21 protein-coding genes are annotated in these 23,297 nt (G+C 57.8%); 6 read left to right on the plus strand and 15 right to left on the minus strand.

Features of this window, described 5'->3' with window-relative positions; genetic code table 11:
• Positions 1-18 precede the first annotated feature (18 nt).
• Positions 19-2,016 (minus strand): CocE/NonD family hydrolase, encoded by a 1,998-nt coding sequence (locus tag Z946_RS0115595; RefSeq protein ID WP_025056655.1) that lies wholly within the window; start codon positions 2,014-2,016, stop codon positions 19-21.
• Between the two features lie 310 nt (positions 2,017-2,326).
• On the opposite strand from Z946_RS0115595, the gene Z946_RS0115600 reads away from it, so the two are divergent.
• The 4 genes from Z946_RS0115600 to Z946_RS0115615 all read left to right on the plus strand — a co-directional run bounded on the left by Z946_RS0115600 (position 2,327) and on the right by Z946_RS0115615 (position 10,602).
• Positions 2,327-5,791, plus strand: coding sequence for an Ig-like domain-containing protein (locus Z946_RS0115600; RefSeq protein WP_025056656.1), 3,465 nt, complete (start codon positions 2,327-2,329; stop codon positions 5,789-5,791).
• 82 nt (positions 5,792-5,873) lie between these two features.
• Complete coding sequence (locus Z946_RS0115605; RefSeq protein WP_174416558.1) at positions 5,874-7,190, plus strand: TolC family protein; 1,317 nt, start codon at positions 5,874-5,876, stop codon at positions 7,188-7,190.
• Complete coding sequence (locus Z946_RS0115610) at positions 7,187-9,415, plus strand: ATP-binding cassette domain-containing protein (protein WP_025056658.1); 2,229 nt, start codon at positions 7,187-7,189, stop codon at positions 9,413-9,415. The genes Z946_RS0115605 and Z946_RS0115610 overlap by 4 nt, the downstream gene beginning before the upstream one ends.
• Positions 9,412-10,602 (plus strand): HlyD family type I secretion periplasmic adaptor subunit, encoded by a 1,191-nt coding sequence (locus Z946_RS0115615; protein ID WP_025056659.1) that lies wholly within the window; start codon positions 9,412-9,414, stop codon positions 10,600-10,602. Before Z946_RS0115610 ends, Z946_RS0115615 begins: the two co-directional genes overlap by 4 nt.
• Before the next feature lie 19 nt (positions 10,603-10,621).
• Here the strand turns inward: Z946_RS0115615 and dtd are convergent, their stop codons facing one another.
• The 3 genes from dtd to Z946_RS0115630 are packed head-to-tail and all read right to left on the minus strand — an operon-like array spanning position 10,622 to position 12,867.
• On the minus strand, positions 10,622-11,065 hold the full coding sequence (dtd, locus tag Z946_RS0115620) for a D-aminoacyl-tRNA deacylase (RefSeq protein ID WP_025056660.1): 444 nt from the start codon (positions 11,063-11,065) through the stop codon (positions 10,622-10,624).
• On the minus strand, positions 11,066-11,740 hold the full coding sequence (locus tag Z946_RS0115625; protein WP_025056661.1) for a nitroreductase: 675 nt from the start codon (positions 11,738-11,740) through the stop codon (positions 11,066-11,068).
• Complete coding sequence (locus Z946_RS0115630) at positions 11,737-12,867, minus strand: TFIIB-type zinc finger domain-containing protein (RefSeq protein WP_025056662.1); 1,131 nt, start codon at positions 12,865-12,867, stop codon at positions 11,737-11,739. The genes Z946_RS0115625 and Z946_RS0115630 overlap by 4 nt, the downstream gene beginning before the upstream one ends.
• Before the next feature lie 144 nt (positions 12,868-13,011).
• On the opposite strand from Z946_RS0115630, the gene Z946_RS0115635 reads away from it, so the two are divergent.
• A complete protein-coding gene (locus Z946_RS0115635) occupies positions 13,012-13,644 on the plus strand; it encodes a sulfotransferase domain-containing protein (RefSeq protein WP_025056663.1) in 633 nt (210 codons plus the stop codon).
• A gap of 3 nt (positions 13,645-13,647) precedes the next feature.
• Here Z946_RS0115635 and Z946_RS0115640 read toward each other — a convergent pair whose 3' ends face one another.
• From Z946_RS0115640 to Z946_RS0115680, 9 genes are all read right to left on the minus strand, one after another.
• Positions 13,648-14,178 carry a cytochrome b561 gene (locus Z946_RS0115640; RefSeq protein WP_025056664.1) on the minus strand — a complete coding sequence of 177 codons (531 nt, stop codon included), beginning with the start codon at positions 14,176-14,178 and terminating at the stop codon, positions 13,648-13,650.
• A 65-nt stretch (positions 14,179-14,243) separates the two neighbouring features.
• Positions 14,244-15,359 (minus strand): SPFH domain-containing protein, encoded by a 1,116-nt coding sequence (locus Z946_RS0115645; protein ID WP_025056665.1) that lies wholly within the window; start codon positions 15,357-15,359, stop codon positions 14,244-14,246.
• 70 nt (positions 15,360-15,429) lie between these two features.
• Positions 15,430-15,909: a hypothetical protein gene (locus Z946_RS0115650; protein ID WP_025056666.1), complete on the minus strand. Its 480-nt coding sequence runs from the start codon at positions 15,907-15,909 to the stop codon at positions 15,430-15,432.
• A 141-nt stretch (positions 15,910-16,050) separates the two neighbouring features.
• A complete protein-coding gene (locus Z946_RS0115655) occupies positions 16,051-17,016 on the minus strand; it encodes a DUF2927 domain-containing protein (RefSeq protein ID WP_025056667.1) in 966 nt (321 codons plus the stop codon).
• A gap of 7 nt (positions 17,017-17,023) precedes the next feature.
• The gene (locus Z946_RS0115660) at positions 17,024-18,220 is read right to left on the minus strand and encodes a toxic anion resistance protein (RefSeq protein ID WP_025056668.1); all 1,197 of its coding nucleotides are present in this window, start codon (positions 18,218-18,220) and stop codon (positions 17,024-17,026) included.
• A 36-nt stretch (positions 18,221-18,256) separates the two neighbouring features.
• Positions 18,257-19,147, minus strand: a complete 891-nt coding sequence (locus Z946_RS0115665; RefSeq protein ID WP_025056669.1) for a 5-bromo-4-chloroindolyl phosphate hydrolysis family protein — start codon at positions 19,145-19,147, stop codon at positions 18,257-18,259.
• A gap of 3 nt (positions 19,148-19,150) precedes the next feature.
• Positions 19,151-19,381, minus strand: coding sequence for a hypothetical protein (locus Z946_RS20795; RefSeq protein ID WP_037969247.1), 231 nt, complete (start codon positions 19,379-19,381; stop codon positions 19,151-19,153).
• Positions 19,382-19,424: 43 nt separating this feature from the next.
• Positions 19,425-20,243, minus strand: coding sequence for a TerC family protein (locus Z946_RS0115675; RefSeq protein WP_025056670.1), 819 nt, complete (start codon positions 20,241-20,243; stop codon positions 19,425-19,427).
• A gap of 150 nt (positions 20,244-20,393) precedes the next feature.
• A complete protein-coding gene (locus Z946_RS0115680) occupies positions 20,394-21,221 on the minus strand; it encodes a pseudouridine synthase (protein ID WP_025056671.1) in 828 nt (275 codons plus the stop codon).
• Between the two features lie 62 nt (positions 21,222-21,283).
• On the opposite strand from Z946_RS0115680, the gene Z946_RS0115685 reads away from it, so the two are divergent.
• Positions 21,284-21,733, plus strand: a complete 450-nt coding sequence (locus Z946_RS0115685) for a nucleoside deaminase (RefSeq protein WP_025056672.1) — start codon at positions 21,284-21,286, stop codon at positions 21,731-21,733.
• 17 nt (positions 21,734-21,750) lie between these two features.
• Here the strand turns inward: Z946_RS0115685 and Z946_RS0115690 are convergent, their stop codons facing one another.
• Together Z946_RS0115690 and Z946_RS0115695 are read right to left on the minus strand one after the other, a co-directional pair.
• Positions 21,751-22,467, minus strand: coding sequence for an NAD(P)-dependent oxidoreductase (locus tag Z946_RS0115690; RefSeq protein WP_025056673.1), 717 nt, complete (start codon positions 22,465-22,467; stop codon positions 21,751-21,753).
• Between the two features lie 76 nt (positions 22,468-22,543).
• Complete coding sequence (locus tag Z946_RS0115695; protein WP_025056674.1) at positions 22,544-23,239, minus strand: metal-dependent hydrolase; 696 nt, start codon at positions 23,237-23,239, stop codon at positions 22,544-22,546.
• Positions 23,240-23,297 lie beyond the last annotated feature (58 nt).

Genomic DNA, 23,297 nt, shown 5'->3' on the forward strand with positions numbered 1-23,297 from the left:
ATGGGAATGACAGTTTCATTACATGTGATTGCGGGGAATGCTGTCTTTGACGTCCCGCTCATAGATCAGCTTGCCGTTCTCATAGGCTTCGATCCTTGCGGTTAGATAAAAGTGGGTGGCATCGCTGGTCATTTCGCACGTGGCTTCCGTACGCAGTTGGATGTCGTCGCGCTCCAGTTCATCCGTCCAGTGACAGGAACCCTTGGCGCTAAGCGGATCATCGGGATGGATCGCCCATTCTTCACGCGCAACAGAACCTGCAATCAGACCGTGATCGATGTCGCGTATTTTTCCGAAATCATCCTCGATCACCAGCGTCGTGATGCCGCTCACCATATCCATTTCGCGCCGTCTTATGTGGTTTTCAGGGCGCAGTTCTTCGGTTTGCCACGGGTCAGCGGCTGTTGGTGGGGCAAAGGTATGTTCGTCACTGTCACCTGATGGGCGCTGGGGAATGTCGATATGCCCTGCTGTGAGGCTGAGTGCGGTGCGACCTGGCGAGGGCCAGATGAGCGGCCAATAGGCATCAGAGATCGAGACCCGCAAACGGTGCCCCGCAGGCACACGGTAAGCGATGTGATCGAGATTAAACGTTACGTCAAAAGCCTGATCCGGGATCAACGGTGCGGGGTTGGCCGCACTATCGCGGTGGCTGAGGTTCAATACGCCATAGGTAATACGCGTGGTGGCACCATCCGGATGCACATGGTTCAGGCGTACGGCGATCTGTGCCTGCGGTTGGTCCGATGCCAACGTCAGCGTGAGCTTTGGCGCGCCGACAATATCCATGTCTTCAGTCAGTGGCGCACTGTCGAAGGTTGTAGAAAGCGCATCATCCTGCCTTTGATCGCCAGGCAGTTCGGGGCCAAGCCAGATTGCGCAGTATTCGCCAGCATCTGCACCAGTATGCGCTGGCGATGAAACCGTGGCAGTCAACGTGCCGACGCTGTCGCGCAACCCGTCATCCGTCAGATGCAGGCGCTGGCTGGTCAAATGCGAGGTGGTTCCGGTTTGCTCCGCGATCCAGCGGCCTGGACGCTCTGTGTACCATGCGGCCGGGCGCACGCCGTCCATGAGGTAAGCGCGGTAATCGGGATCATTCTCTACGCCTGTGTCGATGCCTTTGAGCCATCGGTCCCACCAACGCAGTGCTTCTTGTAGAAATCCGATGCGGGGTTCGGGCACGGCAAAATGCGGGTACTTGTGAACCCACGGGCCCACGATACCCTTTGCGTCCGGCAAAGCGTTGACCAGCTGCGGGACTGTGTTCTTGTAGGCATCTCCCCAACCGCCGATCGCAAGTACCTTGGCTTTGATGGCGCTATAGTCCTCGATCACCGAACCGTGCTGCCAATAGGCATCCCGGCTTTGGTGCCGTAGCCAGACGGAAGGCAGAAACGGCTCCGCCTCCAAGCGCTCCAGCCACATCTCGCGCCAGTCATCGGGCCGAAGGGCAGGGTCGGGCGCTTTTGAGGAAAAGGACCACATGGTCGCGCCCCAGCCGAGGTTTTCGTTCAACAGGCAGCCGCCCTTATAATGGATGTCATCTGCAAAACGGTCCACGGTAGAGCATAGCGTGATAACCGCTTTCAGCGGGTCGGGCGCGAGCGCTGCAACCTGCAATCCGTTGAAACCGCCCCAGCTGATGCCCATCATCCCCACGGTGCCGCTGCACCAGTCCTGTGCTGCTAGCCAATTAATGACTTCAATACAGTCTGCCTGCTCTTGCGGGGTGTATTCGTCCTCCATCACGCCCTGACTGTCGCCATTCCCACGCATGTCGACGCGCACGCAGGCATAGCCGCGCGCGGCAAACCACGGATGGGTCAGCGCATCGCGGGCACAGGTACCGTCGCGCTTGCGATAGGGGAGGTATTCAAGGATCACCGGTACAGGTTCATCCTTGGCATCTTCTGGCATCCAGACACGGGCCGAAAGCCTGCATCCATCGGACAGAACGATGCCCATGTCAGCGGTTTCCGCGATCTCTCGCAACGAATTTTGAGGCATTTTCATGACGCGGATGGAGCGCAGGTCATCAAATATTGTCAACTGTTGCGAAAATGCATGGCGCACGGAATTCGTTGCAAAAAGCCAATAAATCAGGCGGGGGTGCCTACAACCATACGTTGGCGTTGCCTGTGTTAGCGCCCCCAACGCAATGAAAATTGGGGAGAATCGCTAAAAAATCTCTAGGCAAATCACAGGTTACGAGCTAATCAGAAGCAAGAATAATGTTGCACGACGCGCTTGAACGGGTCGGCTTCGCAATAAAACAAAAGAAGGGCCGCACAGAACGGTTCCTTCGAGGTAGAGTGGTGGTGTTATGAAGGCGATTGAATTCGTCGTCCGCGATGGTGCGGGCGGACTAGAGCGTGGAACTGTGCCAGGTGGTGCAAAAGAACACGTTATCCAGGCTGGCTCAAACCAGCAGATTTCCCTTAATCTCAGACAGATCGATCTGCAAACGCAGACGCGTGATGGCGATAATCTGGTGATCAAGCTCACCGACGGTCGTGAGATTACGATTGATAACTACTTCAATGCTGCAGGCACGCCGAACCGGTTGTTCGTGTCAGCCGACGGTTTCCTGAACGAGGTTGCATTCGTCGATACGGGCGCGGGCGAGCTTTATGCCCAGTACGGACCGACAGAACAGTGGGGCAAATGGAGCCCATCTGATGATCTTATCTATCTGGGACGCACAGATCTTGCTGCGACCGGATATGCCGCTGACGAAGTATCGCTCTTTCCTGCACCACTTCTGGGTGCGGCGGGTCTGCTGGGTGGGAGCGGTGCCGCAGTAGCAGCCGCTGCAGTCGGTGGTGCCGCGGTGATCGGGGCCACAGGTGGAAGCGGAAGTGAAGCATCATCTGAAGAGCCAGTTGTAGAAGAGCCTCCGGTTGAAGAACCACCAGTCGAAGAGCCTCCCGTTGAGGAGCCGCCGGTTGAAGAGCCTCCTGTAGAAGAGCCCCCCGTGGTAGAGCCGCCGGTTGTCGAGCCTCCCGTTGAGGAGCCGCCAGTCGAAGAGCCACCCGTTGAAGAACCTCCAGTTGTGGAGCCACCGGTTGTGGAACCTCCAGTTGTCGAGCCACCGGTCGTTCAACCACCGGTCGTGGAACCGCCTGTGGTTGAGCCTCCTTATGTGGAGCCGCCGTATGTAGAGCCTCCGGTTGTTGTTGTGCCTTACGTCAACGACGCGGAATTGAGCACAGATATCGGCGGGACCAACCCTGCGCCACAAAGCGCCACGGTTTCAGGTGGCGGTGCGGTAGGTCACTCTGTGACAGTCGTGCTGGGCGATCAGCAGATCGATACCGTAATCAACGCAGATGGCGAGTTCTCTGTCACGTTTGAAGGCGAAACCTTCCCTGTCGACGGCACATACGAGTCCATCGTGACGTTTAACGGCAACGTAGAACTCGACGGGCCAGGGTTTGTGATCGACACGACGCCACCGATCGTCGAAGTTCTGAACGGCACAGAGTCTGTAGGCGACTTCTTTAACTCGGTCAGCTTTGCAGATGGTGTGACACTTTCAGGTCTCGGTGAAGCGGGGGCAACACTTGTTGTCACTATTTCCGGGATCGAACAGTCCACGACAGTCGGCGAAGACGGGACATGGTCTGTATCTTGGGACGTTGGATCGCTTGAGGGCGGTGAATATTCAACCGGCGCGACAATCGTCAGCACCGATGCCTTCGGTAATTCCACGACAGTGTCGGAAACTATCGTTATCGACACCATCTCGGATGTGACAATCGCAACCGAAAGCGTTGAGACAGACGGGATCGTGAACGCGGTAGAGCGTGAGGACGGCGTTACCCTGACAGGTACAGCACAAGCTGGATCTTCTGTCATGGTCACGTTCGGTACAGGCTCACACCCGGCAACTGTTGATGCAGACGGCAACTGGTCGGTTGATTTCGCAATGAGCGAAGTGCCGGTGGGCGAGCTGATGGCAGAAGTCACAGCGGTCGCGACCGACAGCTTTGGCAATAGCAGTTCTGCATCGGGCATGGTTGATATCGACACGCTGGTCCGCGACTTTGCCTTTACCGGCACAACAGGCGGCGCAGACGGTGTTGTAAACATCGCCGAAGCGAGCCAGGGTCTTGTGATGACCGGCACGACCGAGCCGGGTTCTACTGTCATGGTGAGCTTCGGTACGGCGACGCAGGCAGCAACTGTCGCGGCAGACGGCGCATGGACAGTGACCTTTGCAGAAAGCGTCATCCCGACGGGTGAACAGACCGCAGTCATGACCGCAGTTGCGACAGATATCGCCGGAAACGTCGATACCATCGCCCGCAACGTCGAAATCGACCGCGATGCAGGTATCCTGACAATCAGCTCCACGCCGGTTGAGACGGATGACATCATCAACCAAGTCGAGGCCAGCGATGGTGTGACGCTGACGGGTACATCCAACCCGGGTGCAATTGTCACAGTGGTCATGGACGGTGTGTCCAAGACGGTTACGGCAGACGGCTTTGGCAACTGGGAAGCCAGCTACCTCAGCACGGAAATCGCGCCAGGCGTCTACACAGCCGACATCACCGCGCAAACGGTTGATCCGGCAGGCAACCCGCTGAACGCGTCGGACAGCGTGGAAGTCGACACACGTGTCGATAACCTCGATATCCGGTCGAATACTGTCGAGACAGACGGCGTCATTAACGGTGCCGAGCGCCTTGAAGGTGGCGGTGTCCAGATCACAGGTACAACCGAAGTCGGTTCCACCTCTGTGGTTGTGACCATGGACGGCGTGTCTGTGAACGCAAATGTTATGGCAAACGGCGAATGGACGGCGGACTTTACAACTGCGCAGGTCCAGACCGGCACCTACAACGCGCTGATCACCGCAGAAGCCACGGACCACGCTGGTAACGTCGCACCGATCACAGCATCTGTGCGGGTTGATACCGAAGTTGTGCCGCTGACAAAGCGCGACGGCGAAGGTGGCGCGGACAATACCGTGAACATCGCAGAAGCTGCCAATGGCATCGATCTGGGTGGTCAGGTTGAAATCGGGTCGAGCGTTGTCGTCAACTTTGACGGTATCGCCTACACTGCGAACGTCGATGGGGCAGGCAACTGGAGCCTGACAATTCCGCCATCGGCAATCCGCGCGGGCGAATACAACGCGGCTATCACCGTGATTGCTACCGACAGCGTCGGCAACGTCGACACGCTGAGCGATACACTGGCGATTGACACGCTGGCCCCCGAGGGTCCGGTCATTCAGAGCTTGATCGAAGACCGTGTTGACGGTTTCCGCGGCATCTCGACCGATCTGACGGCCGACGAACTGAACGTCTATCAGGTGAGCGGCAACGGTTCTGTAAATCAGGTGGCTTCGCAGAGCGAAGACAGCACGACACGCAACGAGACGGACATCGTGTTCAACTCGAACGTGCCGGATGGTTCACAGCTGATCGTGACCGCAACGGACGCGGCGAACAACACATCAGGTACCTACGTGGTACTGGATGACGGTGCGCCGAATTCGACTGTCGACATCACGAACCCGGTGCTTGGCAACTACAACATCGAAATGGTCGACCTCAGCTTTGCCGAGGAAGCGAACCTCACGGTGGATGAAGCTGCACTGCTGGCGCTTTCAAGCAACTCAAACAGATTGCTGATTGCAGGTGGTTCTGATGACGATGTGTCTATCGTGGGTGCGGTCCGTCAGGGCTCAAGCATCACACGTCCGGCGGCATCCGACTATACGCTGGGCACCGAAGGTACGATCATCGTCGATGATAACATCGATCTGATCACTTAAGACGAAGCCAAAAACAAAGAGAGGCGCGGGCGGCAAATGATCCGCGCCCTCAAAAAAAATACCGAGGCGGTAAGGGCAGGCTATGGGGCATGGTGTAAAAAGGGCAATCGTGGTGTGTGCATCGGCATTCACACTTGCGGGATGTCTCTCTGATGCAGGTGGGGGCGCTGGCGATTTCGTGGCGCGGCTCAAATCACCTGATGCGAATTCTGTTGCACGGCCCAGCCATGCGGAAAAGGTAAATTCCGAAAGCGTTATCATTCAAGGGCTTATGGGCCGCCGCTCTGCTTTGCCATCGGGCAGCAGTTTTGATCGTGTCGCAAGCGCGGTACTCGCCGCGAATTCCCGCACAGCCGAAGCAGAATTGCGTTCGGCGCGCTTGCGTGCCGAGGCTGCATCAAAGAACTGGCTGCCCAAGATCGGCCCAAGCATCAGCCTGACTTCCCTGGGATCGCTGGTCGCCAATCTGGTTGTTGATCAGGTGCTGTTCGACAATGGCCGCAAGAAGGGCGAACGCGAGTTTGCTGTGGCGGATGTCGAAGTGGCTGCTGTGAACCTCGCTCAGGATACCAACGACCGTGTTCATACAGCGCTGCAGCTCTACGTGATGGCTGCTGAGGGGCGCGAGAAGGCCGTGCTGGCAGACGCGTCGCTGCGCGACATGAGCCATTTCGAATACATTATGTCAGAGCGCGTGCGCGGTGGGGTGTCGGATATGTCCGATGTCCAGATCCTGCGCCAGAAGTTGGGCGAGATCCGCGCCGATCGTGCTGCAAACATCGAAACCGCGAACACAGCTGTTGCCGAATTGAACGCCATGTCCGTCGAGCCCTTGCAGGGTTTGCGCGGCGTTCCGGCGTTCAGCGTGTCCTCATCATCTGCGCAACCGCTTGATGTTGTGCTTGCCGAGGCCGAAAAAACCCGCGCGATCGCGGCCGCCAAGATCGAGCGTGCCGACCAGTTGCCGGGCCTGACCGCAGGCGGCACAATCGGTGAAAATTCGGACATCGGTTTGCGGGTCAGCTCTGACACTCTGTTAGGATTTGGCACAGGTGCGTCCTTGCGTGCCATTGAGGCTGCAAAAGAAGCAGCGGGCCGCCGAGTGGCGCAGGCCAACGAGGACGCGAACCGCAAGCTGCGCAAGCTTGAGGGACAAATCGCCGCCAAGTCACGGCAGGCCGCAGAGGCCGCTACGCTGACAAAGCAGGCCAAGCGGAACCTCGATATCTTTCAGGAACAATACGATGCAGGCCAGCGCCAAGTGCTGGATGTCGTCGGTGTGTACGAGACTTTTGCCCGCCAGCAGCAGGCAGAGGTTTCTTTAAAGTATGAAACTGCACAGTTGCAGATTGATTTGGCGCGACTGCTGGGCGTTTTGGCCAACGGGGACGACATTTGACCCAGAAACGCGCCTTTACGCTTACCATTTCGAACGGAAATCAGGGTCGTATCGCTGCGGCGAATGCTTCTGAGCAACCAGTAGAGACAGGGTCGGACGCCGGCTTTGCCGACCGGATCGGGGTGCGTGCGCAGCTCGCATCGGTCTATGCAGGATTGCTCGGTGTTGAAGCCGTTTCACGGGACCTGTTTGAAGCCATCGGTGGCGCGACCCGCGAGGGTGCGGCAGCTAAGGATGAAGCCACAGCCATCGCACATGGTCTGCGGTCCTTGGGGCTTTTGGCGCAGGTCACGAAAGTATCATCGCTGTCCGCAGATGTCTGGCCCGCTCTGGCTTATATGACTTCTGGTCAGGTTTTGTTGGTCATGGGGCAGTCGCGCGGCGATCTGATTATTTACGACACAACTTGCCCGGACAACCGCGCTTATGTGGCCCTCAGCGATTTCAAACCCTTCTTTGACGGCATGCTGGTCCGCGCCGAGGCACCTTTGTCCAAAGTGGCAGAAACGCATAAGACCGAGAGCGCCAAACCGCACTGGTTCTGGAGCCAGTTCGGTCGCTTCAAGCGTCAAATGGGCGAGATTGCTTTGGGGTCTTTCGTTGCGAATCTGCTCGCGGTGGCCGTGGCGCTGTTTTCCTTGCAGGTCTATGACCGCGTGATCCCGCACCAGTCCGAGGCAACGCTTTGGGTATTGGCAGGCGGTGCAGCACTCGCCCTGTTGATGGAAGCCTTCATCAAAGTAGCACGTGCACGTCTGATGGACGGTGCCGGTCGCCAGATTGAAGTGTCTGTTTTGCAAATCCTGATGAACCGCATTCTCGGGATGCGGTCCGATTTGAAAGGGCAAGCTCCCAATCAGGTCTTCTCTTCCATGCGCGAATTCGGGTCTGTTCGCGAATTCTTTACCGCCTCCACCATCGGCACGATTGCCGATATCCCGTTTATCTTTGTGTTCCTGTTCCTCGTGGCCAGCATCGCGGGCAACGTGGTCTGGGTCTTGATCGCAGGCGGTATCTTGATGGTGATCCCCGGTTTCATCCTCCAGAAGAAGATGATCCGCCTGACGCAGGAAACCCAAGGTGCGTCAGCCAAATCCTCGCGCCTGTTGCACGAAACTATTTTCGAACTCGATACGCTCAAGACCCAACGCGGCGAAGATCGTGTGGCGCGTCTTTGGCAGGAACTGAACACGCTTCAGGCGATGAAATCGTCAGAGCAGCGTAAACTGGCGTCGACACTTACTTTCTGGTCGCAAGGCGTCCAGCAGGGTACGTATGTTGCCGCAGTTATCACCGGTACATATCTGGTCTTTGCGGGACAGTTTACTGTCGGCTCCATCATCGCGGTCGGTATCCTGACGGGGCGCACCCTGTCACCCCTGACACAACTTGCCGGTACGCTGGCGCGTTGGGGTAATGTGAAGTCCGCACTGGATGGGCTGGAGATGATCGCACAGGCCGAGCAGGACGCGGGCGAGGGGCGTACCTATTTGCGTCGTGAAACTCTTAACGGTCATTTCGAGCTGCGCGATGTGAGCTTCCGCTACGAAGAGGACGGCGCGCCGACGCTCGACATCAAGGGCCTTGCGATCCTGCCGGGTCAGAAGCTGGCGGTGCTGGGTGCCAACGGATCGGGCAAGTCTTCGCTGCTCAAACTTCTTAGCGGTCTTTATGCCCCAGAAGCAGGGCGCGTCATGATCGACGGCACTGAGATGAACCAGATCGAGCCGCGCGATCTACGCCGTCTGATCGGCTATCTGGGTCAGGACGTGCGCCTTTTTGCGGGCACGTTGCGCGATAACCTGAACCTTACAATGCTGGAGCGTGACGATGCGCGGCTGTTGGCGGCATTGGACTTTGCGGGCCTTGGCCCCTTTGTTCAGGCGCATCACAAGGGTCTGGATCTTGAAATCAAGGATAACGGTGCGGGCCTCTCTATCGGGCAACGCCAATCGATCGGGTGGGCGCGTCTGTGGCTTCAAGATCCCAAGATCTGCTTGCTGGATGAACCCACCGCGGCCCTTGACCAGACGCTGGAGCGCACCTTGGTCAGCCGTTTGGAAAAATGGATGGAAGGTCGTACTGCCGTGATCGCAACGCACCGTGCGCCGATCCTTGCACTGACCGAGCGGACACTGGTCCTGCAGAACGGTCGTATGACGATTGACGGTCCAAAAGAAAAAGTACTGAGCCATCTGGCCAGCATGAAAGGGCAGGCGGCATGACCTTTATCAACCCTAACAGCCTCGACGCCCAAATGGGTCGCCAGATGCGCGGTCCTTCCGCTGTCATCTGGCTTTGCGGCGCGACCCTTTTGTTGTTTCTTATCTGGGCCACATTCGCCTGGGTGGATGAGATCGTGCGCGCTGAAGGCTCGATGATTTCCAGCTCGCGTCCGCAGATTATCCAGAATCTTGAGGGCGGTATTCTGGCCGAGCTTGAAGTCGGCGAGGGGGATATCGTCGAGAAGGGCACAGTTCTTGCCCGCCTGCATGGCACGCAATTCCAGTCATCCGTAGACGACCTTCGCGATCAGATTTCCGCCTTTGAAATCCGCCGCCTGCGGCTTGAAGCAGAGCTTGCAGGACAATTTGATTTTGCGGTCCCCAATGAATGGGCCGGTCGCACGCCAAGCATCGTCGAGAGTGAGCGCGCGCTGTTGTTGGCGCGGCAGTCGGACTTTGTTTCCCGCTCTGATGGCGCGATGCGTGTCCTGACCGAAGCCAAACGTGAACGCGACCTGATGAACGATCTGCTTGAGCGCAATATCGTGTCGCTGATCGAGGCGACCCGCGCGCGCAAGGCCTATGCCGACGCCCGCATCCGCCACGACGAAATCACGACACAGACCGAGCTGGACCGTGCACAGGAATATTCCGATGTGCTGAAAGAGCTTTCGACGCTGCGCCAAAACCTGAAGGCATCGACCGATCAATTGAACCGCACAGTTCTGACCAGCCCGATGCGCGGCATTGTGAACAACCTATCCGTCACGACCATCGGTGGCGTTGTGCGTCCGGGCGAGGAGATCCTACAGATTATTCCGCTGGATGAAGAGCTGTTTGTCGAGGCACGCGTCCAGCCTGAAGACATCGCCGGTCTACGCCCCGGTCAGGATGCGACTGTGAAATTGTCGGCTTATGACTACACCATTTACGGGACGCTCAAAGGCAAGGTGGTTCTGATCTCTGCGGATACCTACAAGGACAAGAACGCACGCGATCCTGATGGCAACCCGCACTATAAGGTGACTTTGCAAGTAGATACCGAACATCTGACAGCGCGTCAGGCATCCTTGCAAATCCGCCCCGGTATGCAGGCAAGCGTTGAATTGCACACCGGTGCCAAGACGGTTTTGCAGTATCTGCTGAAGCCTCTGTACAAATCCAAAGAGGCGTTTAGAGAACCCTAGAGCCGGTCGCGGCCAACGGTCATGAGTCAGTATCAAGCCAGATGGTGACGGGCCCGTCGTTGGTGATGTCCACGGACATGTCCGCACCGAACTTGCCGGTCTGAACGGCAACACCGCAATCCGACAGAGCCTGTGCAAAGGCTTGATAAAGCACTTCGGCGATGTCCGGTTTGGCAGCATAAGAGAATCCCGGTCGCGTACCGCGAGAGGTATCGGCTGCCAGCGTGAACTGACTGACGACCAGAGCCTCGCCTTCGGCCTGCAGAATGTTGAGGTTCATCTTTCCGTCGGCATCCTTGAACAGACGTAACTTGGCGACCTTTTGCGCAAGGGCCTCTGCTGTTTGCGCGCTGTCGTCGGGCATGGCGCAGACAAATATCATATAGCCTTTGTCAATTTCGGATATTTTGTCACCGTCGACTGTAACTGCGCCGTGCGTGACCCTTTGCAACAGCGCTCTCATTCAGGATTTCCAGTCGATGATCTGTTCCGGCGATGCTCTTTCCGTGCGGAAAGCGTTGGCTGGTGCGGTTTCATCTGCATACCCGAACGAGATCGCACAAAGGATCATGCGGTCATCCGCGATACCAAGATGCTCCCTCACCTGAGGTGCATAAGCTGCAATTGCGGCCTGCGGAATTGTGGCAACACCCAATGCGGTCGCGGCCAGCGTGAAGGCGGTCACGAACCCTCCGGTATCCATCGCCCCATATGGTCCAAGCTCTGACGGAGAGTGGATCATTGCGACGTGAGGCGCATCGAACAATGCGTAGTTTCGCAGCATTTGGGCAGCGCGCTCCGCACGGTCGGATTTCTCGATACCCACCGCATCGTATAGCTGGAAACCGCAGGTGCGGCGGCGCTCACTATAGTCACCGGAATACTTTGTCGGCCACTCCAGATCAGGCGCGGGCAGGGTGCCTTTGGTCGCTGTTTCAATCATGAGTGCGCGGAATGCGTCCGTCGCCTCGCCCTTGGTGATGGTCACCTGCCAAGGCTGGGCATTGCACCATGACGGAACGTGGCGGGCTGCGTCGACGATTTGCGTGATTGTGTCGTCCGGGACCGGATCGGGTTTGAACGCCCGACAGGAATAGCGCGAAGTCAGCGTTTGGGTCAGTGTGTCGTATGAGGTCATTGGTTCAGTGCCACGAAATAGCCGATGATGCCTGCGGCGATCGCGCCGAGGATCACCGCGATGGTGATTTTGATGGCCGAGAAGGGGCGTTCGCCCTGCACCCGACCGGTGCGTCCGTTCACGACGAAACGATATGTTTTGCCACGGTATTTGTAAGCCGCGAGCCAGACCGGCAGCAGAACATGCTTGAAGGTCAGGTTACTGAGCGTTGTGTCAATGTTGTGAACCCGCTGGCGGTCCCCGCCGATATCAAACTTTACATCCCGTTCGATCACGCGGTCCATATGGGCACGGGCCTCTCCAAAACCTTCTTCCAGCGAAACAGCATAGGCTTCGGCGCGAAAACCGGCGAGGTACTCGGGCGCATAGGGTTCGAGCGCGGAAAGATCCCATGGCTCAAGGGCATCCGTGTACTTCTTGGGGAGCGACTTTGACGCCAGCACCAACACGTCATCAAAGAACCGCGCCACGCGGCCAGATGCGCTGCGCCACCGCACTTTGGCGACCTGCCGTTGCTGGCGCTTGCCATTCACCGTCACGGTTTTCGTGACATAGTAGATCGTGCCACGCTGACCGGTATAGCTTGAGCGGGTATCGGCGTCATAGGTCCAGTAGGGGACGTAGATGCCGTCCATGCGCCGCCCCTTGCGGGCATAGTTCTGCAATCCATTCGGGGCGAACCACAAAGAGCCAAGCCAGTCTTTCATCGCATCGCGGGCGACCTCTTCTGTCAGGGAGAAGGGCAAGACGGCCCGCGGTTTGATGTGGCGGTTTGTGCCGGTGTCCACCACCACAGGGGTTGCGCAAAACGGGCATTCTGTGGCGTGCTTGCCTGCGTCGAACTCCACCTGAGCGGCGCAATTGGGGCATTGCGTGACGCGGGTTTCCTCCATCTGCTCGGCTGGCAAATCGGCGCGCAGGCCTTTGCGCAAATCCAGCTCTGCGATGGGTTGAAACCGGAAACCGCTTCCCTCGATGGGTTGAGTATTGCCGCAATGATCGCAAACGAGCTGCGCCGCACCGGGCGCATAGCGCAGATCAGAGCCGCAAGTGTCGCAAGGAAAGCGATGCTCCACCAGCGGCTGGTCGATGTCGAAATAGGCGTCGGGGTGCGATGTGTCAGACATAGCCAAGACATAGCGTTGAATGCCCGCGTGTGCCACTAGCAGGACGGGGAAGAAGGCAGTCTTTTCGCAACCGGGGCCGAATTCTATTGCATTGTGCGCCCAGGCTACCTTTGCTGGGGAAGCCTGCATCAAGGAGGGGCATGGATGGACCACCGGCGCTGCCTCAAGAGCCACACGCCAATGGACGGCCTGCCGCTGAACGATCATGCACAGTATATTTGTGTTTTCCGGCATCCGATCGATGCGCATTTTTCCTACCGCAAACATCTGCGCAACATGCAGATGCATTTTTTCAATCTCTGGTATCCGGAGGAGGACACGGAGGGCGTCACCTTCAGGCGCTTTCTGGACGGCGGGCCGGAGGGGTTTGACGGTGATGCCATGCCGCTGGCTCATATTCTGCGCCACTACAGCGCAGCGCTGGCACTGGCGGATCGCCCGAACGTTGCGCTGTTTCACTATGCGGATATGTGTCGTGATTTGCCGGGGACATTTGAGAGGGTGGCGGCACTTTTGGGGGCATCCTATGGGGCGGACGTGATGGCGCGTCTGGTAGAGGCGGCTGGCTTCGACCACATGAAAGCCAATGCGGCGCGTTATGCGCCAGGGGGCGGGACGGGGTTCATGAAATCCGACGCAGATTTCTTTGACAGTGGCACCAGTGGGAAATGGCGCGGTGGGCTGAGTGAGGATGAAATCGCCAAGTACAATGCCGTGATAGAAGCGCATCTTGGCCCCGAAGAACGGGCATGGCTGGAATTCGGGACGCCGCAATAGCGGCTACAGAAATCTGTGAAACACCTTGGGTGCCATGATGCGCAGGGCGTTGTCGCGCAGGTAAATATGTCGCCAGCAATGAAACACGGCGTGACCCGCTGCAATGACCCCGACCAGATAGAATTCAAAGATATGGATCTGGCCGATGATGTGATTGGCCTGCTGGAGGTTCAGCGGCGGTGCAATTGGGAGGAAACCACCGGCTTTCAAAAGGATGGGCGAGGTCAGGCCCAAAAGAAACCCACCCAGCGCAATACCGAACAATCCCCAGATCAAAGCCTTGTGCATCAGCTGATGCGCGATCCGCGCACGGGGGCCAAGCTTTGGTCCCGGTCGGCCTGCCAAACCTTTGCGAAGATAATCGGCGGTCCATAGCAAACAGAGCGTCACAAATATCAGCGCAAGAATGGAATGTGCCTGAAAGGCGCGGGGGCCGAATGGCAAAACATCGTCCGGTGTCACGAGGATGAACCACACAAACAAAGGCAGAAGCGCCCAGTGGAGTATCTTGAGGAAGCTGCGGCGCGTTTGCATGACTTTAGTAACGAAAAGCGCGGCCCGAAAGTTTCATACCGCGCAAATGCCGTACCAATCGTGCCTTAGGCACCGGGAGGGGGCGGTGGCAGTACAGTGAAGAGCTGTGCCAGTTCCTGAACATCTTCGGCGCGCTGCCATCCGTCCTGACCGGGCGTCCAGACAAAGGTGTCACGGCCTAGTTTGCCTTCTGCGGCCATGCGGCCCATCGCGGCTTTGGAAAAGGGGCCTGAGGTCTCGCCATCTGTTGCGATATGCCAGACGTGCTCCACCGGCGGGAGAGGAGGTATCATCTGCGCTTGGGTGCTGGCCGCAGGGCGTGCGCCCCATGGTCCTGCTGTGGCAGCCGCAGCCTGACCGATCTGCATACCCAGACCTGCACCCAGCCCTGCCTGAATGGCAGCGGCTCCGCCACCATCGCGGCCCAAAGCTTCGGCTGCCTGAAACTGCATGTATTCGTTGAGGTTTCCGATCACGCCCATGGAAGACCGTTTATCCATGACTTCCTCAACCGCGGGTGGCAGCGAGATATTCTCGATGTAGAGCTCAGGCATTGCCAGACCGTATTCGGCAAGCTGCGCCGCGATTTCTTTGCCCACAAGTGTGCTGAGCTCGCGGGTGTTTGCGGCCATGTCGAGCACCGGTATTTGTGCCCGGGCGATGGTTCGGGAAAACTCTTGTACGATGATGTTACGGATCTGGTAGCTGATCTCGTCCATCGTAAACTCGCCGTCGGTGCCGACAATCTCTGTCAGGAACCGCGCAGGATCGGATACCTTGACGGAATAGGTGCCAAAGGCGCGCAGGCGGACCGGGCCGAATTCGGGGTCACGCACGATAATAGGGTTCTTGGTACCCCATTTCAGATCGTTGAAGCGCGTTGTATTGACGTAATAGATCTCGGATTTGAACGGTGACCGGAAGCCGTGGTCCCAGTGCTGGAGCGTCGTGAGGATCGGCATGTTATTGGTCTCAAGCATGTAGAGACCTGGGGTGAAGACATCAGCCAGCTGGCCTTCATGCACAAAGACGGCTGCCTGCCCTTCGCGTACGGTCAGTTTGGCACCGTATTTGATGGCATGGCCCTCACGCTCAAACCGCCAGACCATCGTGTCGCGGGTGTCATCCGTCCAATGGATAACGTCGATGAATTCACCGGAGAGGAAATCGAAAATGCCCATTGCGCAGCCCTTTGTAATGTACCCGCCCGCACTATAACGGGCAGGTCCGGTGAAGGCGATGGCGATTTCGCTATACTGTCGCTGTGGTCGGTCTTGCGAGGGTGACACGCAGCACAAGAGCCATGAGAATGCACATGCCCACGTGACCGACAAAGGACGACTGCGTGTAGGGACCGAAACCCATCATGAAGTCACGCCCGACGATCGGGGCCAGAATGCCCTGCGCGACGAACCACAGGATTACTCCGGCTAAGGCCCCTGAAAGGATCAGTCCAAGACCCGTTAGGCGATAGACGATCCATAAAAAGAATGAGAACCCCACAGCTCCGATGACAAAATGAACCGGAAAAGCGACACCATAGGACAGTTCCATCCCCGTTGTCAGACGGGTCAGAGCAATTACCAAATTGGCGGGCTCAAGGCTTGGGCCAAACAGCGCTGGCGATAGCAGCCACGCGTAAAGTTCAAAGGCGACTTCGCCGATCACGCCGGCAATCAGCAGAGGGATGATCGGAAAGGCAGGTCGTTTGGTCGAAAGCGTATCGTTCATTTTTATGTATCCTGTAGGCGTGTTTCTACAGGGCGAGGTAACCGTTTGCCGTGATTGCACAATGATGATCACGCGAACGTGCCAGCGCAGTGTGTCGGGCGCAATTAACCGTGAAGTTTCTGTAAGATAGCGAAGGAGGCGCTAGAGCGGCCCTGCTATCATTTCGCGTGCGATGATGCGCGTTATCGGTGCAGCCTCAATGGCGTGCATACCGGCCCGCAGGCGTTTGTCGTAAAGCATTTTAAGCAGCAACTCGTCGTGTGTGGTGAGCAATGCAAATTCATCGTCGTCATTGAAAATCGAAGGCCGTGCGGCAGGGCTGTCGTTGGCAAGGCCCAAACCTTGCGCCAGTTCCTCATGAATACACGACAGTCGCAGAAGGTCGGGGTTTTCTGCGCGGATCACGGCAACGGCAGCGGTATAGGTGCTGGCGTCAGGCCCTGCCGCATAAGCTGCGACAGCGCAGTATGTATCTCGGCGCAGGTTGCGCAGGGCGTTCAGAGAAGACAGCGAAATCCCCGGTACGCGTCCGGCAGCATCGGCCAGCGCATCGGCACGGTCATCTTCTGACGCGATGATCACCAGAAAATTGGGGGCACCGATGGCGGAGATCGGATGGCCAGTGGCGCGGGCCAGACGCCGCGAATAGCGGTTAACGGTGTCGGTGTCGGACTTGCGTTGTGAAGGGGGCACGCCAGCGCCGAAAATGACCTCCATGCGTACCGGTTCCGCCCACCGGCGCAGCGGGCTTGCACCACCGCGTCCGGAAAGGGCGCTGTCGTATTCATTGAAGAACGCGATTTGTTCGAAGTTCCGCGCCAGCATATCGGCGGTGAAGGGCGTATCGGCGCCTCCGCCGTCCTTGCGCAACAAGCCCTGACTAAGCTGCGCGCTTTCCACTTGATGCAGATACTGGCGCAGCATCGCGCTTTTCTGCGATGTTGGCTTGGCGACCACGGGCGGCGCGGGCGGCTTTACCACCGCTGGGCGCGCCTGTGGTTTGAGGGACGGGGTCACAGGAGCCGGCGCGGCACAGCCGACCAGCACCAGCGCGCCGAGCGCGGCAGCGACTGCTTTGAAAGACCTGATCTGTTTCCGCCCCGTCATCGTTGGATCAGCCCGGTACTGCGCCGGATGCGGTTTCCCCCAATCCGGTTTTCTTGGCTTTTGCAGCGGCAAGCGTGTCGCGCAGCTTGGCTTCCATCTCTTTCAGCTCCACTTCTGCGGCAGCGCGCTTGGCTTTGCCTTCATCCGCGATTTGCAGCGATTCTTCGATGGTTCCGATAAGATCGGCATTGGCCTGCTTGACGGCTTCGATGTCAAAGACGCCGCGCTCCATCTCTTGGCGGATGATCTTGTTGCTGTCACGCAGGTTTTTGGCGTTGGACGTGAGCAGCTCGTTCGTCAGATCATTGGCCTCGCGCACGGCGGTCGCCGCTTCTGCTGAACGCTGGATGGTGACCGCTTGGGCCAATTGGGTTTCCCACAGCGGCACAGTGTTGACGAGTGTGGAGTTGATCTTGGTGACAAGGCTCTTGTCATTTTCCTGTACCAGACGGATCGAGGGCAGGGATTGCATCGTGACCTGACGGGTCAGTTTGAGATCATGAACACGACGTTCCAGATCGTCACGGGCCGCACGCATATCGCGCAATTCCTGTGCAACCATCACCGCATCGTTTTCAGCGGCCGCCTGAACCTGTTTTTCTTTGGCTGGAATTACAGTGCCGTCAAGTTCGGCCAGCTTTGCCTCGCCCGCCGAGATGTAGAGCGCCAGTTCATCATAAAACTGGAGCGTCTTTTCATAGAGCATGTCGAGCGATTTGATGTCCTTGAGCAGCGTGTGCTCATGGCTCAGCAGATTGTCGGTGATCCGGTCGATCTGACCCTGAACCTGCTCGAACTTGGCCGTGAACTTTGCAAAAGGTGCTGCGCGGCCAAGCAGCTTTTCCCACCAGCTGCGCTCGCGGCGCACATCCAGCTCCGAGACTGAGAAGCCGCGAATGGTAGTGACAATGCTGCGCAGGCTGTCGCCCGCTGGACCTACGTCCTTGTTACGTACATCCGCCAGCATGGACTGGCTGATTTCTTGCAATTCGGCCTGTGCCGCAGAACCGAAAGAGACGATGGACTGGGTGTCTTCCATGTCGATCTCCGCCATGCGGCGCTTGATCTCGTCACCCAACGGCTTGTCGGCCTGATCCAGCGGCACAATCGCATTGGCTTCGGTCGGTTCAGCCAGAACAACGGCTGTTACTTCTTCGACCATCGCAAGCGATTGGGTGGCTTTTTCACGTACAGTATCAGACATTTCTATTGGTTCCCTAAAGTGTTTGTTGATCTGCGCTTACCGGTCTAGGCGCACGCCTTCTCGTGCCAGACGGTCGCGCAGCACATCGATTTCAATTGTCAGGTCACTGCGGTCATCCAGCAGCGATTTGCGGGTGCGGGCGGCAAAGTTGTCTTCCAGATCATCAAGCAGCGCGAAGTAGTCGTCGCGCGCTTCCTTGTCGCCGGTGCGGGCGTAGATGTCAGCGAACTTGATGGTCGCATCGCGCGCCCCTTGCAAGTAGACGCCCAAGTACTTGCGGGCCGCAGTCAGGTCGCGGGGATCTTCTTCAACCGTGCGGATAAGCGTGCGTGCGGCTTCCTGAAAATCTTCAAGTTTGGCACGGGCCTGACGGTCTTTGGCACGCATGATCGCATCGGTCATAGCACTTAGATGCTTTTCGGCCTCATCCACAACGCGGGCAACGCGGTCCTGCTGAAAGGTATCGACGCCTTCCATCCCCTTGGATTTCATCGGATCAATACCGAACGCCGCCAGATGCAGCGCACCGGTGCAAAGACCAAACAGAAGCGGAGACAGAATTCCGGGAGCATTCAGATGCGCGGCCACGGCCAGTCCGGCACCGATCCCCATGCCCACGGCGGCCAATATTTTCCGCGGCAGGGCAGGGCGGCGTGCAATTTTGCGATCATTGAATGCCGCTTCCGCCTGCAACCCTTCACGCAGTAGCCACGCAGAGAGGGTCCAGATAGCAGCACCGGCCAATCCCAGTGTCATCGGTATCGCGCCATCACCAAGGGTGGTCGCCACAAGGGGGATCGCGGGAATGAACATTACATTGCTGCGCCCGCCAGCAGGGTTCACCTGTTTGCGCCGCCGCTCACTGCGGGGCGCACCATCGGATGCCGTCGGGTCCGGGCTGAATTTGCCGCCATAGCGTTGCGCCATCGCTTAAAGCCCCCCGAGCCAGCCTGTGGCCACACCGAACAGCACGGTGATCAGCGCAATATAGGCGGCTTTCTGGATGCCCGTTGATCCCATTTCATATTCTCCGTTTGGCCCGCGGCCTCCACGCAAGGTTTGCGTGCCGGCCTGAACAATGTTGGTCCAGATCGAATAGAACAGCGCTGCGATCGCGATGCAGACTGCTACTACAATCAATGCAAGTATTAAACGGGCCATCCCACCTCTCTGGCATTAACATATGCGTTCTGTCGCGGTTGCGCTAGTGACGCGCCGATGTACGGCGTTCCGCATTCAGCTTGCGGGTATAGCCCGACTGGATGATTTCGACCGCAACCAGAACTAGAACCGAGAAGTAGAAGGTCGTTTTGGACATCGGTATGACCTCGTATCCGAAGAACCGCAGCGCCAGTTCTGGATCATGCATCGCGTGTGCGGCAGCTTGGCCCGCTTCGCCCAGTAGAACAATGCCCACGATCAACAGGATGAACAGGCCCAGAACTTCGTACATCCGGTTCGCCTCAAGAAAGCGCGTGACGCTGTCGGCCAGTACGAGCATGGCAATGCCTGACAGGATGATCGCGGTGGCAAGAATGATGAATACGTCTGTGATGGCTAGAGCGGAAAGCACTGAATCAAAAGAGAAAATCAAGTTCATGATTACAATCAGCATAACCACCTGAGCCGCCGACTTGCCTGATTTTCCGGATACATCGGTGTCCAGATGTTCAATCGCAAGCATGTGCCCGATTTCCTTGACCGCGGTATACATAATAAACGCGCCACCGATGATGAACACCAGCGTGGCAAAGTTCACGCCGCCGGTTAGCACGCCTTCCCAGTTTAGGATAAAGAAGGGTTCGGCCATCGCATCGATGAGCTGGATCATCGTGAACAGAAGGATAATCCGCAACGCCACGGCGATAATGATACCCCAACGGCGTACAGCAGCCTGCTGTGCCACAGGGGCACGCTGGCTTTCGATGGAGATATAAAGGAGGTTATCAAATCCGAGCACGGCTTGCAGGAAACAGAGCATTACCAGATTGCCGAGATTTTCGATTGTCAGTAGATCGGTCATGGTGTCCCCTTTTTCAACATGGTTGCTATCGCGTTTAGGGGCATACGGGGTCAATGTGAATTGGCTGTGACGGGGAAATTTATCTCTGTGATGTCCTTAGGCACCGAAAGATTCCGCAATTCGAACGCAATTGGTTTGCAGTAGACTTCGTTAGCGACGCGGGCGCGGAGCCGGCTTTCGGGGGCTGCGCTTGACCGACTTGGGCTTTTTCGCAGCCGTGCCGCTGTCGTCTTCCAGCACCAGACCCAATTGATCACGCACAACTTTGCGACGTAATTCTTCGACTTCGCCCTGCTTCAGCTCGCCCAGTTGAAACGGGCCATAGCTCACGCGGATCAGGCGGTTCACACTCAGGCCTACAGCTTCCATCGCACGACGGATTTCGCGGTTCTTGCCTTCCCGAAGCCCGATGGTCAGCCATGCGTTTGCACCTTGCTGGCGGTCCAGTGTGACCTCCATCGGTTGAAAGCGTTCCCCTTCAATGGTGATTCCCTTGCGCAAGGGTTCAAGTGCCACGTCAGAGGGGCGGCCGTTCACGCGCACACGGTACCGGCGCAGCCATCCCGTGCTTGGCAGCTCCAACTGGCGTTTGATGCCGCCATCGTTGGTCAACAGCAGCAGACCTTCGGAATTGAGGTCGAGCCGTCCTACGGACATCACGCGCGGCATCTCGGCAGGCAGATCATCGTAAATCGTCGCACGGCCTTTCTCGTCGCGGGTCGTTGTCACCAGACCGGTGGGCTTGTGATAAAGCCACAAGCGCGGCGGTTCCGGCTCTGATATTTCCTTGCCGTCGACGGCGATGCGATCCGATGGTGTGACGTTGAGTGCAGGCGAGGTAATTTGCGCGCCGTTCACCCGCACGCGGCCAGCTTCGATCATCCGCTCGGCTTCGCGACGGCTGGCGATGCCTGCGCGTGAAAGAACCTTGGCGATACGGTCGCCGTCCGGTCTGTCTGTATCTGGCTTTTGTGTCATGCCCCTGCCTTAGCGGGTTTGCGCACCTTGCGAAAGGGCGGCAATTGCGGTCCTGTAGCGGGATGGTTTTTCGATCTTTCATGGATGTAGCGCTTGAAGAAGCGCGGGCGGCAGGTGCACGCGGAGAAGTCCCTGTCGGGGCTGTGGTGGTGGATGCTGGTGGCGTGGTCGTCGCGCAAGCGGGAAATCGGACCCGTGAATTGCATGACCCTACCGCTCATGCGGAAATTCTTGCGGTGCGTGATGCCTGTCAGAGGGTCGGTAGCGAACGTTTGCTGGGGCACGATCTATATGTGACGCTAGAACCCTGTGCGATGTGCGCGGCGGCTATCGCGGCGGCGCGTATTGGTCGGTTATACTACGGGGCATCAGACCCGAAATCTGGTGGGGTGGCTCAAGGCGCGCGCGTATTCTCACATCTTCAATCCCACCATGCTCCAGAAGTTTTCGACGGCATTTCAGCACAGGAAAGCGAAACCTTGCTGAAAGCGTTCTTCGCGGCGAAGCGTTAGGGCCATTCCCGGGCCGGTCAGTTGCCAACCATTTCCGTAAGGACCGCAGCGGGCGACGATTCCTTTTCGTCTTCATGGCGGGCAATGGCCGGTGTGCCGCGCACCCAATCGTCAGACGCTGCCAACGTCACCATAAAGGCACCAAGATCGGCGTGGCGTGTGCGGATCATGTTTTCGGGTATGACGTCAGCTTGTACAGTGTAATCTTCTGTAGCGTCGCCATCCATCAACCAACCGGGACGCACGGCGGTCCAGTCAATGGATCGGCGCTCGGCAAGCTGCTTTTCCATCTTTGCCATCTGCGCAAAGACATTGTTCAGCGCGACCATGGCAGGCAGTTTAAACCAGATCGGGCCACGGTTCTTTTCTTCAACAAAGCTGGCCGAGATAACGACGAGCCGCTTCAGGCCGTGCGTTTGCATCCCGTCACAGATCGCACTGGTCCCTTTGGTGTAAAGGGGAGGCGGATCAAGTAGGGTTTGCGGATCGTTCCCCACGCCAAGGCAGGAGATCACCGCATCAACGCCGCTCAGATGAGGGGCGAGATCGTCATTGAGCACATCCACCGTGACATGGGTGATCAGGGGGTCCTGTTCGGGATTGTCCGGCGCGGAGTGATCGAACGCGATGACACGATACCCTTTTTCGCGGGCCGCGCGCAGGGCTGCCCGTCCTGTTGCGCCGCCCGCACCAAAAAGTCCGATGGTGAAGGGGGATGCTTTAACGTCTGACATGTTTGGGCTCCTCTGAACACTCAAAGGCTAACCACGAGCGGCGCGCGCTGTTCCCGCCATTAGGGGAACTGCGACATCACAGCGCAATAGGCTCCATTACCTGCGGTTCCACTACAGATACGCCGGGCAGACCGTCGGCCAGCACTTGTGCTGATTGCTCCAGAAGCGGGAAGGTGCGGTAGTGACAGGGAATAACTGTGCTGAAATCAAAGTACCGTTTTGCAGCATAGGCGGCCTCGGCCATTCCCATCGTGAAATGCCCGCCTGCAGACAGAATACCGATGTCGGGCTTGTAATAATCTGCGATCCAATCCATGTCCGCCATGATCCCAGTATCGCCTGAGGCATAGATCGTATGACCTTCACCGCGCAGGATAAAACCGCTTTCATTGCCCATATAGCGGCGGATTTCTCCGACGTCGGCGCTTGAGGAGTGCGAGGCAGGGACCATGCTGGCCGTGACATTCTCTCCCAGCGCAATCGTGCCGCCCATGTTGAAGGGTGACCCTTCTACGGCACCTTCGGCATGCAGGTACTGCGCGAGCTCATACATACCCGACACCGGCGCACCGGTTTTCTTGGAAATGGCGACGACATCTGTGATGTGGTCAAAATGCGCATGGGTCACCAGGATTTGCGTGGCCCCATTAACGGCCGCTTCATGCTGGTCTTCGCCAAGCATCGGATTCCCGTTCAGCCAAGGGTCGAGCAGGATCACCTGATCTTCGATTTCAAAACGGAATGAGCCGTGGCCAAGCCAGATGATGTTCATTGGGGGTGTCTCCTTTGATCTGTCGGGCGGAGTTTAGAGAACGTGCGCGCAAGTGGTA

The sequence above is a fragment of the Sulfitobacter noctilucicola genome, assembly GCF_000622385.1.
Classification (GTDB): Bacteria; Pseudomonadota; Alphaproteobacteria; order Rhodobacterales; family Rhodobacteraceae; genus Sulfitobacter; species Sulfitobacter noctilucicola.

Excerpts from the sequence above, each read along its gene's own strand:
- Z946_RS0115645 (WP_025056665.1), bottom strand. The coding sequence starts at position 15,359 with ATGGGCATTTTCGATTTCCTCTCCGGTGAATTCATCGACGTTATCCAT.
- Z946_RS0115605 (WP_174416558.1), top strand. The coding sequence starts at position 5,874 with ATGGGGCATGGTGTAAAAAGGGCAATCGTGGTGTGTGCATCGGCATTC.
- Z946_RS0115635 (WP_025056663.1), top strand. The coding sequence starts at position 13,012 with ATGGACCACCGGCGCTGCCTCAAGAGCCACACGCCAATGGACGGCCTG.
- Z946_RS0115615 (WP_025056659.1), top strand. The coding sequence starts at position 9,412 with ATGACCTTTATCAACCCTAACAGCCTCGACGCCCAAATGGGTCGCCAG.
- Z946_RS0115665 (WP_025056669.1), bottom strand. The coding sequence starts at position 19,147 with ATGGCGCAACGCTATGGCGGCAAATTCAGCCCGGACCCGACGGCATCC.
- Z946_RS0115600 (WP_025056656.1), top strand. The coding sequence starts at position 2,327 with ATGAAGGCGATTGAATTCGTCGTCCGCGATGGTGCGGGCGGACTAGAG.
- Z946_RS0115640 (WP_025056664.1), bottom strand. The coding sequence starts at position 14,178 with ATGCAAACGCGCCGCAGCTTCCTCAAGATACTCCACTGGGCGCTTCTG.
- Z946_RS0115675 (WP_025056670.1), bottom strand. The coding sequence starts at position 20,243 with ATGACCGATCTACTGACAATCGAAAATCTCGGCAATCTGGTAATGCTC.
- Z946_RS0115655 (WP_025056667.1), bottom strand. The coding sequence starts at position 17,016 with ATGACGGGGCGGAAACAGATCAGGTCTTTCAAAGCAGTCGCTGCCGCG.
- Z946_RS0115630 (WP_025056662.1), bottom strand. The coding sequence starts at position 12,867 with ATGTCTGACACATCGCACCCCGACGCCTATTTCGACATCGACCAGCCG.
- Z946_RS0115690 (WP_025056673.1), bottom strand. The coding sequence starts at position 22,467 with ATGTCAGACGTTAAAGCATCCCCCTTCACCATCGGACTTTTTGGTGCG.
- Z946_RS0115595 (WP_025056655.1), bottom strand. The coding sequence starts at position 2,016 with ATGAAAATGCCTCAAAATTCGTTGCGAGAGATCGCGGAAACCGCTGAC.
- Z946_RS0115680 (WP_025056671.1), bottom strand. The coding sequence starts at position 21,221 with ATGACACAAAAGCCAGATACAGACAGACCGGACGGCGACCGTATCGCC.
- Z946_RS0115695 (WP_025056674.1), bottom strand. The coding sequence starts at position 23,239 with ATGAACATCATCTGGCTTGGCCACGGCTCATTCCGTTTTGAAATCGAA.
- Z946_RS0115685 (WP_025056672.1), top strand. The coding sequence starts at position 21,284 with ATGGTTTTTCGATCTTTCATGGATGTAGCGCTTGAAGAAGCGCGGGCG.
- dtd (WP_025056660.1), bottom strand. The coding sequence starts at position 11,065 with ATGAGAGCGCTGTTGCAAAGGGTCACGCACGGCGCAGTTACAGTCGAC.
- Z946_RS20795 (WP_037969247.1), bottom strand. The coding sequence starts at position 19,381 with ATGGCCCGTTTAATACTTGCATTGATTGTAGTAGCAGTCTGCATCGCG.
- Z946_RS0115625 (WP_025056661.1), bottom strand. The coding sequence starts at position 11,740 with ATGACCTCATACGACACACTGACCCAAACGCTGACTTCGCGCTATTCC.
- Z946_RS0115660 (WP_025056668.1), bottom strand. The coding sequence starts at position 18,220 with ATGTCTGATACTGTACGTGAAAAAGCCACCCAATCGCTTGCGATGGTC.
- Z946_RS0115650 (WP_025056666.1), bottom strand. The coding sequence starts at position 15,909 with ATGAACGATACGCTTTCGACCAAACGACCTGCCTTTCCGATCATCCCT.